Here is a 14,705-nt window from a genome sequence, read left to right as displayed (position 1 = left end):
TATGATAAAAAATAAAAAAGCAAAGTGGATTGTACGCATTTTATTGTTTATTGGAACAGCAATATCATTATACTTCGTTCCGTGGATTTTGGTAAAAGCTTGGATTTTACCTCTTCCTGATACTATTCAAGAACAAGTAGATGAAGCCATCGGATATGGATTTGATGGAATGATTGTTTACGTAGACCAAGCAGGGAAACCACCAGCATATTATACAGGCGGTTGGAAAGACAGAGAAAAAAAAATACCAGCCGACCCAAAATCTCTCTTCAAGATTGCCAGCATTAGCAAACTTTATACGGCAGTAGTAGCTACTAAATTGGTAAAGGAAAAGCGTTTGTCTTTTGATAAAACGCTCACTGACTACCTCCCAGAGCTCAAAGGTAGAATTGAAAATGCTGAAAAAATCACATTGAAGATGATGATTCAACACCGTTCTGGTATTCCAAATTTCACTGATAATCCATCTTATTGGGAAAATGAACAGCAAAATGGCAAAAATGCCTTAGATTTTGCCCTCGACCTACCAGCCAGTTTTAAACCTGATAAAGGATATGAATATTCAAACACAAATTATTTACTGCTGCGTAGGATTATGGATGATGTCTTAGGTTATAGCCACAATAAGTATATCAAAGAGAAAATATTGATTCCCTTAGAGCTGAAAAACACCTTTTTTTCGATTACCGAAGTCGATTTAGATGATGTTATGAGTGGATATTATGTGGGTTATGAGGAAGATTTTAAAGCTCGTGAATACGGAATGTTGACCACAGCAGAAGATGTGGGTATATTCCTTCGAGCACTGAACGATGGTTCGGTATTTGACGAAGAAGAACAAGAAATCTATCCTTATGAATATAATCATGGAGGTTTGGTAGTTGGTTATCAAAGCCTTGCGGAATACCATAAAGATATTGATGCAGTAGTCGTTCAATTTATTAATACAACAGATTTTGAAGGTTATGAATGGAATTTATCGGAAATTATAATTAACCGAATTGTAAAAATTATTAGAAAGAAAAAGGGGTATGAAGCCCATCGGCGCGAAAACGTACGCTAAGAACTCAAGTACAAATTAAGTAAGAATTTGAAATAGGCCTAGTGGAAGGGTAGCAGCCACCAGAAGCCATATACTGTATATGTTATAGTTATAAAATGAAAAAGGGGCAAAAAAGCATGAAGTTGTTCCTTCATCCTTCGGTTGGTTTTGTACCAAGAGTTGGGATTCACATACAACGACACTATCCCGTTAACTGTGTAAGTTTAAAATAACATGTTTTGTAAACTTACCGATCGAGCTTCCTACGGAGTGATTTTACTCCATATCCTGGGACTCGATCATCTCTATTCCCAATGGTGTGATCATCAATGCCGGTGGTGCAATGAAAGAAAGTTCCCCGTTGCTTCCCATAAACCTACGCTGTTTAAAATCTATCAGTCCCTCCTCCTTCATTTTTCTTGCTATTTGCGTGGCTCTATTGGGATCTAAACAAATATGCGTTATCCTAGAAAATCCCCTTTTTCGGTTTCTGTAAAGAAATTCCAATATGGAATAATTTAGTTTCATAACTGAATGATTTTAGTACTGCTTAAGTAAGTTCATTTTCTACAAAAGAAGCAATTAAACCTATAAAAGCATTTAAATATCCGTTAAAATTCTTACACAATTAATAAGTATTATTGTTAATGCAAGAAAAATTGTAGGATAAGCAAAAAAAGTATTGCATAATTCGTAAAACTATAATTAAGCGATTATGTAGCAAGACTAAAATTGGCACAGTGGTATAACGTAGTAGGAAACTCAAATTTTAAGTCGTTCAATACCGTTGCAAGGTCCATACAAATCCATTCCAACACCATACGAGCAGAGCCGTTGAAATTACTTTAAATTATCTGTGCAATACGTTCTAATGGACTCTAAAGATTCTCTTGCTATTATTAAATCTCGTGGATCAATTTGATAATTTTTATATCTTGAATTATGGCAAAGGTCATACAGGTCATTATAACTATTCCAAATTTCGATAGTAGTGTTATGCTTTACAAACTTCTTCATTATGTCATGCGGAGTGCCTTGACAAAATCTTGAAAAAACCTGCTTATACTCATTATATGAACGAAAATCTCTTTTTTTTCCTTCATCCTCTTTTCCCGGATGAAAATATGTATCAGGAAAAAGACTTCCCTCAAAAAATTTGAGTGAACAATAAAAAGCTGTCGTGATTTCCCAATCAGGAAAATCACCAGATTCCTTTATATAATTGTGAGCTTTTAAGTTGTGAGATGCGTGGTCAAATGCATTATATTTTTTCTGTGCCATATTTAAAAATAAAACCATCAGAAATAACATTATCAACCATTAGTTCTTCAGAATTGGACATAAATGAAAATGTCAAATCAATTCTACTATTCGTACTATTAATATCCTCAGATATTTTATATGAATTCCAGCGCTTGTTTCGAGAATAAAAATCTTCTTCATCAACAATAACTAGACACTTAAAAGTATTGAAATTGATAACTTTCAAGAACATACCTTTTACATCTACGCCAATTTCTGATAATTTAGATTTTAATAAGGAAGATGAATGAGCCGCTGATTGAATATTCTTCTTGAAATCAACTTCAACTTCTTTTTGAAAATCTTCACGCCCCCTAACATAAGAAGAATGTAAAAGTTCACTAATGGTAAGTTGCTCTCCAACAATACCAAAGTCCAATAGATTTAAGTTATTTTCTGATTTCTCTAACATAAAAGTGCGCTTTCAATTAAAGTCCAATTACTAAAATTACACTATTCGAAAACTTGTGCAAAAGTAATGATCCTATTTATTAAAAACAATAGCTCCTTGATAACTATAATTTAGATAAAATTACCAAATTAAATGAATAAACCAATGTTTGCCAATAACTAAGTATTTAAAAATAGCTGGTTCAATACCAAAGTAATGATAAATGTTATATCTATGAACGCTACATCTGAAATAAAAGTACGTGTTTGTTTACACACTACTTTTCATGTGTGTTCCATTGTTCGTAAGCTGAAGTAGATGAACCTAAAAAAATAATATTGAATAAATTGCTTTTAAATTTTCCTCCAGCCATTTTTATTATAGTAAATCAAGATCTTGTAATTTTCTGCCGAATTCATCATCCATGGCAAGCTTTTTAAAATCATCCTCTAAATTAAGCACCCTTATCACATTAAAATAAGAACCTATGGCAACAGCTGAGGCACCTTTTTCAATTCTGTAAAGTGTAGTGCGATTAATACCAGCCCGTTCAGAAACTTGCTCAGTCGTTAGCTTTCTTCGTTTTCGCGCAAGCTTTATGTTTTCACCTAACTGCTCAAAAACCTTCTGATACTTTGGTAGTATGATTGATCTCTTTGGATTTATTTTGTTGCATATTAAAAACAAACATATCATATTTGTGGATAATATACAACATTTATAGTTTTAGACTATGTATAGTAGTTTTAATCAAGACCATGAAATGGCCGTAAAAATGGAATACCATATGCATTTCGATTCCGACCGCCAAATGAAAATACCTTAATCGCACTCAAAGAAAAATACAGTTGGCGATCACATAGAGATTCCCTGAAGCATGAATTAGACTCTAATCTAGAATTTTCAGTACTTTCGGCACATCCTTCTGAACTCATATTGCTTTACGATATCATTGCGAAAAACATATTACAAGTAAGTCGTTATCCAAACATTCCTAAAGACTGTTCTACCCTGTAAAAAGTGCTTTTGCTAATCCCTGCTTTTTTACAGGCTTTTTCAATAGGAATGCTTTTGTTCTCGTACTAAGGATCTCCAAAAATGCAAAAGACAAGGGCTTGGTTGTTGGAGCGGGCGGAAACAAGAAAGCGGTTGCCGAGCGGTTGCCGAGCGGTTCTGAGGGTAGTGGCGATAATTGTTTGCTTGGTCCCAGAATCGGCCTTTTTCTTGAGCAGTTAGCCCCCTCATTATCCTACTGAGTCTATCATCCTTTCATAAAATGTCTGTCAATTTTTAATTGTAAAATACTATTATCCGTTTTGAATTGTTGTAATAACTTGATATAAATCAAGATTTATTCCTTTTAACCGAATAAAAATTTAGTTTCGTCTAATAATGTAGGAATTTTAACTTCTTTATGTATAAACGCTCTTGTGGCACTAAAAAATAAGTAAAGCACTAATGGACTTATTTGAACTGAAAAGTCCAAAGTTGTTTTTTTCCATGTATGGCTAAATATCTCTTTTGCTCATAAAATAGCTCAAGTATATTGCCTATTATTTAAATAACACTAGGGTTTTAATTTTTTTAAATAATTGTAATTTGAATAGTATTTTATTAATAACCTCCCTCTTTGGTATTGTTTTGACCTCCTTGTTTTTCTTTAAAAAATTTACGAATACCAAAGCCACTTTATTTTTAGGCTGTTTTTACTTTATTATCTCCATTTATACCTTGCAGACCTATGTTGTAGAAGCAGGACACCTTAATCAATTCTCTTGGTTTTTTTTATGGCCCCTTATTCTATATAATCTCATAATCGTTCCGATTTATTTTTATTTCGAAGCCCTTATAGAGGATAAATTTTTATGGAAAAAAGAATACTTGCTTTTGTTTGTGCCTTTTTTATTGGGGGTAGTAGATGTGGGGGCTGTTTACGCAGCCCCGAGTAAGGTTTACGAGGACATTTTGCAGGGAGCAATTACAGATACTGAAAATAGGTTTAAAGCCCATTATTGGTTATTGACTTTGTACCAACATTATCTGCTCCGTCATATTTGGCAATGTGTTTTCTTGTTGGTTATATTACCTAAGTTATGGGCTTTCTTAAATGAAGGCGCTACGGATCAGTTGAAGATGACATTGAACAAATGGTTAATGTTTTTTTGGCTGATGCTAATGGTGATGTCTTTGATGGCGATTGCGCATGCTGTTGAAAAATGGATCGATTTCAGTATATTTAACCACTTTTTTGGCTTGGAAAACGGAAGCGTTATTGTTACGGTTTTACTGTATTTAATTCTCTTTGCTATTGGAGTGGTTCCCATATATTTCCCCATGATCCTTTATGGGTATCCCCGATCAAGAAAAATACCACTTATTAAAGATGAAACTACGGATGTAGGTGCCGATTTAAAATTTGGCTTGGATGAAACCGAGATAAAAGAGAAATTGGAGCTCCTTGCCCAAAGGAAATTATACCTGAAGCAGGATTTCACTGTAACTAAATTTGCTAGGGAACTAGAAATGCCAGCCCATCATTTATCGTATTTCATACACCAATATTACGGTATAAGTTTTACTACTTATAAGAATAATTTACGGATGGAGCATGCCAAATATTTAATCGATAACGGTTTTTTAGAAAATAACACCATGGAGGCCCTGGCCGAGGAGTGTGGCTTTGCCAATAGAAGTTCGTTTAGCAAGGCTTTTAAGAATTTAAAGAACCTTAGTCCTAGCGAATACATACTAAAAATTCAGGAAAATTGTTAGAATTGTTATACAATTTATAAGTGTTATTGATTTTCTAAGAAAAACTATAGGGTAAAGCAAAAAAAGTATTACTTAATTCGCAAAACTACAATTAACCGATCGTACCTCTTACGAAGAATCCCCAAAAATGTCAAAGACAAGGGCTTGGTTGTTGGAGCGGGCGGAAACAAGAAAGCGGTTGCCGTGCGGTTCTTAGGGTGGTAACAAGTCGAAACATCATGAAACCCTGGATACCACCCGCAAGAACATGGCTGTTTTATAGCCATAGCTTCGGGACGGGCAAACTCCTCTAAATTCAGCGCTAGCGATCCTACTAATTCGTCTTGCGATTTTTATAAATCAGCCTTATTATCATAAAGGGTAATACCAATCCTATTAATATGATCGATCAAATCTTTATTTTCTATTTTATGGAAAATGGAAACATCCATCTTATAAGGCAACAGTAAATCGTCCAAAGCTGTTTCTATTTCAAATAGCAGTGATAAGGTTAAAGACGGGCCGACTAAAGTGATGTCTATATCCGAGTATGGCTTATAATTGCCTTTAGCCCTTGAGCCATATAGTATAGCTTTTTCAACTTCCGGACATTTGACAAAAACCGAATTCATGTTATCTATGTCCTCTTGTTCCAATCCGTACATTATTCCTCTTCAAAAAGTTTTTCTTGCTCTCCACTTCGCTTTGCTTCCATGGTATTATAAAATGTCTTGAACGCTGCATGGTACACGTAAATTATATCTCTAAATATTTCGTCAGCTGTTTCTTCATTATAAGTATGGGAGGTCTTGTTCCGGCTTTTTATCATTTCCATCCATGTCTTTCCCTCGGTAATTAATTGTAACTGAAATGCTTCCCTGACAGCATCTCTGGAACCTCCAACATTTGGGTTCCCTTGATATGCTGCATAATCTTTCTTTACGTTCCACGCAAGTTCATGCGTGTACCCAAAACGATGTATCAACCCTTCTTTAATGATTTCATCTAAAAATTCATCATCATTAATATTACCATCCTTGCCAATTTCAAAATCTTCTTTGATTTTAGTTACTGCCTGGTCTAACTTATTAAATGCTTTTATATAATTGGAAAAGCGCTGCTCCCATCTGATATCTTCTTTACTCATGGCTGATGGTGATTTTCATTTGATTGGTTTTTATCCCCTTACTGGATCTATCTTCTTCCAATGCTCATAGTTCTTTTCTAATAACCGCTCCTTTTTATTTTTGGTAGTTGTCATTTTTTGAATTCCTACAAAGTAGTCCTTAATACTTCCTTTGGATATTTAAACATAGGGAATACCTGAAATAAATACGCCCTTATATGTTTATAATTTAGTACTTCATTAGTATTAAAATGAAGTTCCACCTTACTCTTTATAAAAACATGCATGTATGACCATGCCTCCTTTATCCGGAAGTCGCTATCCAAGCGTTTTTAAAGACTGTTCTACCCTGTAAAAAGTGCTTTTGCTTATCCCTGCTTTTTTACAGGCTTCTTGAATAGGAATGCTTTTGTTCTCGTACAGGTGTTTGGCAAATTGGTACTTTTCCTTGGTGGCCTCTGAGGCGCCCTTGGGCCTGCCCAATAGTTTGTTGCGCTTTCTGGCACTATCCAGTCCCGTCTTGGTCCTCTCCCGAATAAGGTTCCGTTCAAATTCGGCCACGGCCGCAAAAATCTGCAATAAGAACTTGCCGTTGGCAGATGTGGTGTCAAATTCCGGTTCGCTAAGGCTTTTAAAATGTACTCCCTTTTCATTGAAAAGGTCTATCAAATCGATCATATTCTTTAAAGACCTGAATATACGGTCGTTCTTGTAGGTGATCACGGTATCGCCTTTGCGAAGCTGTCCGATCATTTCGTTCAGTCCAGACCGGTCCTGTCTCACCCCACTCGCTACATCGGAGTAGATCCTTTCACAACCCGCTTCCTTTAATAAATCGACCTGTACTTTTAATTTCTGGTCCTTGGTAGAAACCCTGGCGTATCCAACAATCATTTTAGTCCTATAAAAAGTTATTTTACGAAACTACTAAAAAAGACGGTAAAAAGGACAGTTAACAGGCATATTTTATCCCTTGGCCCATTGTCCCTTAAAACGGACGTTTTATGGGACAATATATAAGTAAGAGAAACCGCCTTAAACCACTTTATAAAAAATAGAATACAAACCCGCCTGAGAAAGGTCAAATAAGCAAAGAAGTTTGGTTTTGGTGGCGCTTTTAGTGGTTATTAACAGAGTTGTTAAGTTTTGAGACAGTCTGACGGTCTCGGCACACTATGAGTAGTGGCAGATTGCGTGGTACATTCCTGTCAGACTGCTGAGAAGTTTGAGCGGGCTACAAGCCTTGATATTTGACACTTTGCCTGACATTACTTATACCTGTTGTTGGGCAGCGTACTTTTCTGTCAATTCAATCAACTCAATAATCAATTTATGAACCTTAGTGCAAGGATTATGATTTGAGAAACTTCGGTCAAAATAAAGATTTTCAAGTTTTTCTGCGTTCTTTATTGCATTCTCTTGATTCCCAAATTTGTTTAAAATAACAAACATCTCCCTTGAGTTTTTCTGATATTTAAAGTCAGTCCGATTTGCTGCTTTATTAACTTCTTTTTCAATCAGTTTCTGATATTGTACTCGTGAAATACCCGTGTTATAAAAGTTAAAATGCAATAGATACCAAAGTTCAAATGCTTCGTTAGTCCAAGCACAATTAATTTTCGGTTTTGAGTTTTCTCCTTTGTTTATTGCATTGTTAAAGTTTTCTGTTGGAAAGCTATCCTTGTCAAATACAGCCCAGACCTTATCAATTTTTCGCAAATACTTCTCCTCATACTTATTTCTTAGTTTTTTCGCTTCGTCAACTATTGATAAAGTATTTTTTCCAGTGCCATCAATGTCAATGTTAGTTAATTCTAAGACTCCTTTAGGCAATGAAGATTTTAGAGATTCAAAGTAATTTGGTTCAGTCTTTTCACCTTCGCAAACAATTAAATAAAACTTTCGTTTCGATTTAAATTCAGTTTTACGTTTCTTTTCTTCTCTTGCTCGTCTTTTAAGAACGGCATTGTCTATTTTAATAATATTAGCCATTACTTAAAAGTTCTTCAAAGTTACCAATAAATGGAATTGCTCCATATCTTCCATTAATGTAGTCTTTTTCAAAAGACCTATCTTTTCTAATTTTTTTATCAGAGCCTTCTTCTTTATATTCAATCAATGAATACAAATCACTTGCTTCAAATTTATCTTTCTCCAGAAAATAAATTTGGTCTCTCCTAAATCTGCCGTACGATAATAAATTCGTATCATGAGTTGCAAAAATTAATTGTGCATTATTTGTATTATACTCAGGAGAATTAAACAAATTAGTAATTGCAGCAGTCATTAATGGGTGAAGTTTTGCATCTAGTTCATCAATAACCAATACTCCACCACGGATTAAAGTATCAAAAATTGGTCCTGAAATATCAAATACTTTATTTGTTCCTGATGATTCTTGTTCACGTAAATCAAAATCTCTAAACCCAACCTTTTTACCTTTTTCGTCATATTTATTGTGAACTGTATTTATCCTTGCAATAGTTTTCCCTTGCAAATCATTGATAATATCATTCAAAAGTTCTGTGGGCAAATCACTAGGTAAAAAGCTTTCTTGAAATTTTTCTTTCCTGAATTTTAGTTGTTCAAATCCTAAATCTAAGTCCTTAAAGAAATCCAAAAGTCTTTCTTTCGATTCCTTTTTATCTAATAATGAAAAAGTAACCCCTCTGTAATTATCATGACTCAATCCAGAAATAGTTCCTAAATCATTAAACCAACTAATTATTTTAGCTGCAATTTCTCCATTAAATTGGTCAACAACGGAAAGGAATAAGGCATTTTCCCGAGTTTTTGATTCAAGACCATGACCTTCCTTGAAGTCATCTGTTACTCCAATTCCGTTTACCTCTCTAATAAATAAAGGAATCTCATTATCATCTTCTAATTTAAACAACCACTCTCCATGGATTGAACTATTATCTATTTCAAAACCATATCTATATCTTGTTTTATCAATTAAGAATACTAATTCAAAAAAGGTTGGTTTATTTTCAGTGCTAGTATTCAGCAAAAAAGGAATAATTTCAAATTTGGATGCAGATGTTTTTTCAACAGATGTCATTACAATTCTTTTCATTGTTGACATTGCTTTGATGAAATTTGATTTTCCACTTGAATTTGCGCCATAAAGAACCGCACTTTTCAAAAGCTTAAATTTTCCTGATTTGAATGTTGATTCTTTGTATTCCGTAATATTTGTAGCTTCTAAGGATAAAGTCTTATTCTCCCTAAAGGATAAAAAGTTTCCTACTGTAAATTCAATAATCATTATTTCTAATTATTAGTGAGAAAATATCTCATTCTTTGCAAATATAGAAATATAGTGAGAATATTTCTCACTATAGTTTGATTAAATTGCAGAGAGGTCGTTAATAATATTTGTTTTTTGATAGACAAAGACACTTGACATGTATCTATTAGTGTCAAAGTTATTTGATAATCATATTTTCGATAAAGTGATAATCAAATGTATTTGAGGAATACGAATTTACATCAAAGTAGTTTGACGTAGAAATATAGTAAAAAGTGATAGACAATAGATTTTATCACATTACCTATAACAGCGTCCTGCATTCTTGCCGTTTTCTACCCATTTTAACCTGTTTTTGAGCTCCTTTGAGCCAAGTATGGACATAAGTGTCCTAAGTGTTTTTTACACAATTAATTCACGTACTATTAGAAAATTCCTATACTAAATATTATTATTTGTAAACCGGGAGGGCGAACGCTATGTGCCTAAAGGTAAATGTTAAACCAAAAAGAGACAGGACGGTTCGCCCAACTGGAGCAAAAGTCGTATTTCGGCAGACTTGCCGTGGTTTTGTATTGGTTTCAGAAGTCCAACATGTTTTTAGGGGTTTCAATTTAGACCCATCGAAGGGTAGCTGTCAACAGGGGCCATATACTGTATATGACATAGTTGTAAAATGAAGAAAGGTCAAAAAAGCAAAAAGTATTTACAGGGAAGAAGAAAAATTTCGGTTCGTTTTGTGCCAAAGGTTGGAGTCACACTACACCACACGCAACACATAACTAAACTGTTGTATTTTCTTAAAATTTTATTTGTTATTCCCCTACCTAAATAATAATATTGGTACTGCCGTTTATAAATGGATAAACTTACCTTATTATTGCTGTTATCCAAAGTAATAAACCAATAAACAGTTTATATGTTAAACTGATATAAGGAGTTGTACGTAATTTAACCGAACATCAACTATAAAAAATGAAAAAAACAATTTTAACTCTAATTTTTGCTTTAGTGACAATTACTTTCTGTAATGCTCAAAAAATTGAAATAGAAAAAGTATTTGGCGGATACAAATATTCCCAAAACGAAAATCAAATGACTATGAAGGATTTGGTCAAAACAATGACATCTAATCAACAAGCATTTGATTTAATAAAAAAAGCACAATCGAACAATACTCTCGCTTCAATTATTGGATTTGCTGGTGGCGGACTTATAGGCTGGCCAATTGGAACTGCTATTGGAGGCGGTGATGCAAACTGGACTTTAGCTGGAATTGGTGCTGGATTAGTTGCAATTGGAATCCCGATTTCATCAAGTGCGAATAAAAAAGCAAAACAAGCAGTAGAATTGTATAATTCATCGCTGAATTCAACTTCATTTTATGAGTTTAAGCCTGAATTTAAAGTTATATCTGATGGAAATGGATTGGGAATTTCAATGAACTTTTAAAAAACTACGTACAACAACAAAGAACTGAGGTAAAAATCAAACTTAAGGCAATTTAAATTTCGGCTACATGCAAAATGATCATAAAAGTATCGCAATAAGTAAAAACGGGAAGGATTGTATTCGAATAATACCTTTTGGATCAACAGGAGACAAAGCTGAGCTTAAGTTTTCTTTCTTAGATAAATCATTTATAATAAGACGCTTTGAAGCAAATAAAAAAAACACTGAGAATCTTTTTAATTACTCCGACTTTGGACTTGCAACACATGAGGTTACATATCATAATTCAAATGAGAGACATATAAAACCTTGCATTTTACCCAAATATAAGAACGACAATGAACGAGTTCCAATTTCTCAAGAGATCATAGATTTAGAACTGAGAAACTTAATTGTGCCTATACCAATTTGCAGAGTGACAGTAAATCAAGAGTCTGAGATAGTCTACAAGAAAAAACGTTATCACAACAACATAAATCTGGACTCAAAATATAATACTACTGAAATCTATATATCATCTTCCAAATACGATACAAAAACAATGTCTGAAAGATTTCCATTAATCTCAGATTTTCTATTTCACATGACAACAATGGATTCCATTATTTATGGATCTGGTGTTGGTTGCCTGCCTGTTATAACCAAGATGTTTAAAGATAAAGAACCGATAGTAGCCTTAGAATCTGATTTGATTGACAAATACAGAATTTACTATCGAACATATGAATTAACCAAAGACAACGCATATTTTATTTATTCAAAACCAGAGTATTCTAAAACTAATTTCATTGAGTTTTTTAACAATATCGATTATTTAGGTTTATTAGCAACAACAAAGATTAGTTATAAAACAAGTGAGATTAATAAATCCACCCCTCCTAGGTCAGCTTATGAGTATGACATTGAACATCTAAAAAAAATAGGTTTCCATAAAGACTATATTAAAAGATGGTATAAGCGATTTAAATATTTTGAGCAAGAATATAAGCACGTAGAAAAAAGTCGATGTGGAATAATAATAGCTTAAAAACTGCTGGTAATAATTACAAATTAAGTATTCGGCCCGCCGATAGGCCAGGGCCGAATACTTCTTAGTTGTTGGCGGTAGTTTTTATTCGCCCATCCATCTATATGCTCTTCTAAATCCTTTTTGTTCAGCTTCTCTTACAGTTTTAGCATAAAATTCACCGGAATTAAAATCTATTTTTGTTTTATCGTATTGTTGATCAAATGGTAAATGATAAATCCTTTCTTTAGTGGTAGGATTTATATTGCATTTTATGCAGGGGTATTCAAAATCTAGTTCTATTTCCTGTTTTACTTTAATATTTAAAGTTTTACTGAATTCTATAGCGGTATCAGACAATATTGTTGATGTTACCATTGTTCCGACAATTTTACCTTTATAGTAATCTTCTAAAAAATAATGTAGATTATTCTGCTTATTTACTGAAAAATCCATGTAATGTTTGACAGTTGTGCCGAATAATTGATTAATGTGATTTTCTCTAATAGGTATATTTTTGTTTTTTGACCAGTATTTACATTGAATGACTTCGGTTATATTATCTTTGGTACAGACTAAATCTCTACCCAGATCTTCTAACCCTTTTTCTATTCCAAAATATTGAACTCGATAACCTTCCTTTTCATATAAATATCCAATATATCTCTCATAATCACGCCCTATCTGCCATGGTGTTTTAGTGCTCGACCAATACCTATCTAATGCTTTTTGATTTCTTTCGGTAGCGTTCAATTTAGCATATTCACCTCTTTGTATATAATTTAGAACAGGATCTTCATTTTTTTCTGATGTTTTTTCAGAGTGTAGTACCTCAATTAATTCATCAGAGTTAATTCCAACATATTCAGAAAGCCAAGGAAACAATGACTCATAATATTTTATGGTATATTTCATTATGAAATATTCTTTTTTGAATAGAGCTTTCTCCTTTGCTACTTCTTTGATTTTAGCCGCTTCTTTGAATGCAGGCCTTTTCTTTCTTTCTAAATAACTAGCATATATGTTATCTAAATTTTTATAATATTCTGAAATAGCAGTTGCAAGCCATGGAAAACCTATTTCTTTTTCTGAAATAATTTTTTGAAGATCTTCCTCAATTCTCAAAGGCAACTCTTTACATTTTGTAAGTTTTGCTGTGTGAAGATTTAACTTAAAATCATCGTTTTGATTTATTAATTTCTCTTCATAAGACCTTGTCAAAATATCAATATCTTCCTTTTGCTTTTCAATACTGATCTCAATATCTTTTTTTAAAGCATGCAAATCTGATGACAATTCTAAATTAATACTCTGTATGATTTGATATTCTTTAGATAAGTCATCTTTCTTTTTCAATAACGAAAGAACTTTTTTTTCTTCTATATTGAGTTCCTTTTGAAGTTCAGCAACAGCCTTTTTTAAGTTAATTATTTCATCTTCTTTCTCGTTTATTAAAGAAGATAATTCATTTATTTTAGTTTTGTTAAATATATCCATGATTAAAATTCCAACTAACGTCAAATTAAGTTGCTGATATCTAAGGTATTTGTAAATCCTAGATCTTCAGGTTTTAATTCAAATTTATCTATTTGTTTTTTAATTCGGTTCACCAGTCCAAGTTTTCTTTTTTGATCAAGGAACAAATATTGTCTAGGTGGTTGATACTTTATTTTTTTGGTAACCATATTCCAAATAATTACCGCTAATTTCCGTTCCGTGGCACTGACCGCGGAATGTCTACCCTTTCTATAGGCGACCCTTCGGAAAAATAGGAGAGGTGGGTATCCTTTAGGTTGCCTATGGCATTCGCTGCTTGCCGCAGGACGATTTTCAGTAGGTTGCTTCCCTTTGGCAGGCGGTTAGTGAGTAGCTTTCCCTCTGATACCTTGTTGTTCGGTGGCGAGCCTGGGCCAAGAGGAAAACTGTTTCGCGGTCTTGAACTGTTTTAGGAAATCATCGTCAAATAAATCTTCTTTTTTCATAAAGTGCAAAAAATTAAAATTAAACAAAAAAAATAACGGGGGCCGGCCCCCGTTATTTTTCTATTTACACACTTTATGAGATAGTCCCTTACATCATAGCTTTGGCGCAGGTGCAACACAAAAATACGCTGCGTAGCACCACCGTTATCATACGTTTTATTCCCCGATATTGAATTCGTCTTGAATAATTTCCGCAACAATATTTTTTATTTCGGTAGGACACTTTTCATTTGGATAAACATTTCTTTCTTCTGGTGTTATATCGTGCCATTGAATAAGTTCTTCTGCTTTCAAATCTTTTAATATATATCCTTTTTCAGTTAAATAAGAGGATATTTTTTCATTCGCTTTATCTAATCTATTTTGAAATTCTGGTCTTTTGAAAAAATCCTTTTCCATA

General features: G+C 33.4%; 16 protein-coding genes. 4 read left to right on the top strand and 12 right to left on the bottom strand.

What is annotated here, in order from left to right; genetic code table 11:
- The first annotated feature begins 1 nt into the window (after window position 1).
- A complete protein-coding gene (locus tag BUA16_RS15010; RefSeq protein ID WP_072765569.1) occupies window positions 2-1,063 on the top strand; it encodes a serine hydrolase domain-containing protein in 1,062 nt (353 codons plus the stop codon).
- A 255-nt stretch (window positions 1,064-1,318) separates the two neighbouring features.
- Here BUA16_RS15010 and BUA16_RS15005 read toward each other — a convergent pair whose 3' ends face one another.
- The 4 genes from BUA16_RS15005 to BUA16_RS14990 all read right to left on the bottom strand — a co-directional run bounded on the left by BUA16_RS15005 (window position 1,319) and on the right by BUA16_RS14990 (window position 3,431).
- A complete protein-coding gene (locus BUA16_RS15005) occupies window positions 1,319-1,570 on the bottom strand; it encodes a hypothetical protein (protein WP_072765568.1) in 252 nt (83 codons plus the stop codon).
- Window positions 1,571-1,882: 312 nt separating this feature from the next.
- Window positions 1,883-2,323 (bottom strand): hypothetical protein, encoded by a 441-nt coding sequence (locus BUA16_RS15000; RefSeq protein ID WP_072765567.1) that lies wholly within the window; start codon window positions 2,321-2,323, stop codon window positions 1,883-1,885.
- Window positions 2,304-2,756 (bottom strand): hypothetical protein, encoded by a 453-nt coding sequence (locus BUA16_RS14995; protein ID WP_072765566.1) that lies wholly within the window; start codon window positions 2,754-2,756, stop codon window positions 2,304-2,306. The genes BUA16_RS15000 and BUA16_RS14995 overlap by 20 nt, the downstream gene beginning before the upstream one ends.
- 357 nt (window positions 2,757-3,113) lie before the next feature.
- Window positions 3,114-3,431 carry a helix-turn-helix domain-containing protein gene (locus BUA16_RS14990; protein WP_072765565.1) on the bottom strand — a complete coding sequence of 106 codons (318 nt, stop codon included), beginning with the start codon at window positions 3,429-3,431 and terminating at the stop codon, window positions 3,114-3,116.
- A 903-nt stretch (window positions 3,432-4,334) separates the two neighbouring features.
- Between BUA16_RS14990 and BUA16_RS14985 the strand changes: the two genes are divergently transcribed.
- Window positions 4,335-5,507 carry a helix-turn-helix domain-containing protein gene (locus BUA16_RS14985; protein WP_072765564.1) on the top strand — a complete coding sequence of 391 codons (1,173 nt, stop codon included), beginning with the start codon at window positions 4,335-4,337 and terminating at the stop codon, window positions 5,505-5,507.
- Between the two features lie 332 nt (window positions 5,508-5,839).
- On the opposite strand, the gene BUA16_RS14980 is transcribed toward BUA16_RS14985, so the two are convergent.
- From BUA16_RS14980 to BUA16_RS14955, 5 genes are all read right to left on the bottom strand, one after another.
- On the bottom strand, window positions 5,840-6,151 hold the full coding sequence (locus tag BUA16_RS14980; RefSeq protein ID WP_072765563.1) for a nucleotidyltransferase domain-containing protein: 312 nt from the start codon (window positions 6,149-6,151) through the stop codon (window positions 5,840-5,842).
- A complete protein-coding gene (locus tag BUA16_RS14975; RefSeq protein WP_072765562.1) occupies window positions 6,151-6,633 on the bottom strand; it encodes a nucleotidyltransferase substrate binding protein in 483 nt (160 codons plus the stop codon). Before BUA16_RS14975 ends, BUA16_RS14980 begins: the two co-directional genes overlap by 1 nt.
- A gap of 297 nt (window positions 6,634-6,930) precedes the next feature.
- Window positions 6,931-7,506 carry a recombinase family protein gene (locus tag BUA16_RS14965; RefSeq protein WP_072765560.1) on the bottom strand — a complete coding sequence of 192 codons (576 nt, stop codon included), beginning with the start codon at window positions 7,504-7,506 and terminating at the stop codon, window positions 6,931-6,933.
- A gap of 378 nt (window positions 7,507-7,884) precedes the next feature.
- Complete coding sequence (locus BUA16_RS14960) at window positions 7,885-8,604, bottom strand: RloB family protein (RefSeq protein WP_072765559.1); 720 nt, start codon at window positions 8,602-8,604, stop codon at window positions 7,885-7,887.
- The gene (locus tag BUA16_RS14955; RefSeq protein ID WP_072765558.1) at window positions 8,597-9,883 is read right to left on the bottom strand and encodes an AAA family ATPase; all 1,287 of its coding nucleotides are present in this window, start codon (window positions 9,881-9,883) and stop codon (window positions 8,597-8,599) included. The genes BUA16_RS14960 and BUA16_RS14955 overlap by 8 nt, the downstream gene beginning before the upstream one ends.
- A gap of 957 nt (window positions 9,884-10,840) precedes the next feature.
- Here BUA16_RS14955 and BUA16_RS14950 point away from each other — a divergent pair.
- Together BUA16_RS14950 and BUA16_RS14945 are read left to right on the top strand one after the other, a co-directional pair.
- Window positions 10,841-11,317 carry a hypothetical protein gene (locus BUA16_RS14950; RefSeq protein WP_072765557.1) on the top strand — a complete coding sequence of 159 codons (477 nt, stop codon included), beginning with the start codon at window positions 10,841-10,843 and terminating at the stop codon, window positions 11,315-11,317.
- Window positions 11,318-11,384: 67 nt separating this feature from the next.
- On the top strand, window positions 11,385-12,344 hold the full coding sequence (locus tag BUA16_RS14945) for a hypothetical protein (protein ID WP_072765556.1): 960 nt from the start codon (window positions 11,385-11,387) through the stop codon (window positions 12,342-12,344).
- Window positions 12,345-12,428: 84 nt separating this feature from the next.
- Here the strand turns inward: BUA16_RS14945 and BUA16_RS14940 are convergent, their stop codons facing one another.
- The 3 genes from BUA16_RS14940 to BUA16_RS14935 form a co-directional block, all read right to left on the bottom strand.
- Window positions 12,429-13,820, bottom strand: a complete 1,392-nt coding sequence (locus BUA16_RS14940) for a restriction endonuclease (protein WP_072765555.1) — start codon at window positions 13,818-13,820, stop codon at window positions 12,429-12,431.
- A gap of 362 nt (window positions 13,821-14,182) precedes the next feature.
- Window positions 14,183-14,305 (bottom strand): hypothetical protein, encoded by a 123-nt coding sequence (locus tag BUA16_RS19095; protein ID WP_262482965.1) that lies wholly within the window; start codon window positions 14,303-14,305, stop codon window positions 14,183-14,185.
- Window positions 14,306-14,461: 156 nt separating this feature from the next.
- The gene (locus BUA16_RS14935) at window positions 14,462-14,704 is read right to left on the bottom strand and encodes a hypothetical protein (RefSeq protein ID WP_072765554.1); all 243 of its coding nucleotides are present in this window, start codon (window positions 14,702-14,704) and stop codon (window positions 14,462-14,464) included.
- Window position 14,705: the final 1 nt, after the last annotated feature.

Origin of the sequence: Arenibacter nanhaiticus (genome assembly GCF_900141935.1) — a bacterium.
Classification (GTDB): domain Bacteria; phylum Bacteroidota; class Bacteroidia; order Flavobacteriales; family Flavobacteriaceae; genus Arenibacter; species Arenibacter nanhaiticus.
The sequence above is the reverse complement of the archived record's forward strand: the minus strand, read 5'-3'. Positions and strand labels throughout refer to the sequence as shown.

Excerpts from the sequence above, each read along its gene's own strand:
- BUA16_RS15010 (WP_072765569.1), top strand. The coding sequence starts at position 2 with ATGATAAAAAATAAAAAAGCAAAGTGGATTGTACGCATTTTATTGTTT.
- BUA16_RS15005 (WP_072765568.1), bottom strand. The coding sequence starts at position 1,570 with ATGAAACTAAATTATTCCATATTGGAATTTCTTTACAGAAACCGAAAA.
- BUA16_RS15000 (WP_072765567.1), bottom strand. The coding sequence starts at position 2,323 with ATGGCACAGAAAAAATATAATGCATTTGACCACGCATCTCACAACTTA.
- BUA16_RS14995 (WP_072765566.1), bottom strand. The coding sequence starts at position 2,756 with ATGTTAGAGAAATCAGAAAATAACTTAAATCTATTGGACTTTGGTATT.
- BUA16_RS14990 (WP_072765565.1), bottom strand. The coding sequence starts at position 3,431 with ATGATATGTTTGTTTTTAATATGCAACAAAATAAATCCAAAGAGATCA.
- BUA16_RS14980 (WP_072765563.1), bottom strand. The coding sequence starts at position 6,151 with ATGTACGGATTGGAACAAGAGGACATAGATAACATGAATTCGGTTTTT.
- BUA16_RS14975 (WP_072765562.1), bottom strand. The coding sequence starts at position 6,633 with ATGAGTAAAGAAGATATCAGATGGGAGCAGCGCTTTTCCAATTATATA.
- BUA16_RS14965 (WP_072765560.1), bottom strand. The coding sequence starts at position 7,506 with ATGATTGTTGGATACGCCAGGGTTTCTACCAAGGACCAGAAATTAAAA.
- BUA16_RS14960 (WP_072765559.1), bottom strand. The coding sequence starts at position 8,604 with ATGGCTAATATTATTAAAATAGACAATGCCGTTCTTAAAAGACGAGCA.
- BUA16_RS14955 (WP_072765558.1), bottom strand. The coding sequence starts at position 9,883 with ATGATTATTGAATTTACAGTAGGAAACTTTTTATCCTTTAGGGAGAAT.
- BUA16_RS14950 (WP_072765557.1), top strand. The coding sequence starts at position 10,841 with ATGAAAAAAACAATTTTAACTCTAATTTTTGCTTTAGTGACAATTACT.
- BUA16_RS14945 (WP_072765556.1), top strand. The coding sequence starts at position 11,385 with ATGCAAAATGATCATAAAAGTATCGCAATAAGTAAAAACGGGAAGGAT.
- BUA16_RS14940 (WP_072765555.1), bottom strand. The coding sequence starts at position 13,820 with ATGGATATATTTAACAAAACTAAAATAAATGAATTATCTTCTTTAATA.
- BUA16_RS19095 (WP_262482965.1), bottom strand. The coding sequence starts at position 14,305 with ATGAAAAAAGAAGATTTATTTGACGATGATTTCCTAAAACAGTTCAAG.
- BUA16_RS14935 (WP_072765554.1), bottom strand. The coding sequence starts at position 14,704 with ATGGAAAAGGATTTTTTCAAAAGACCAGAATTTCAAAATAGATTAGAT.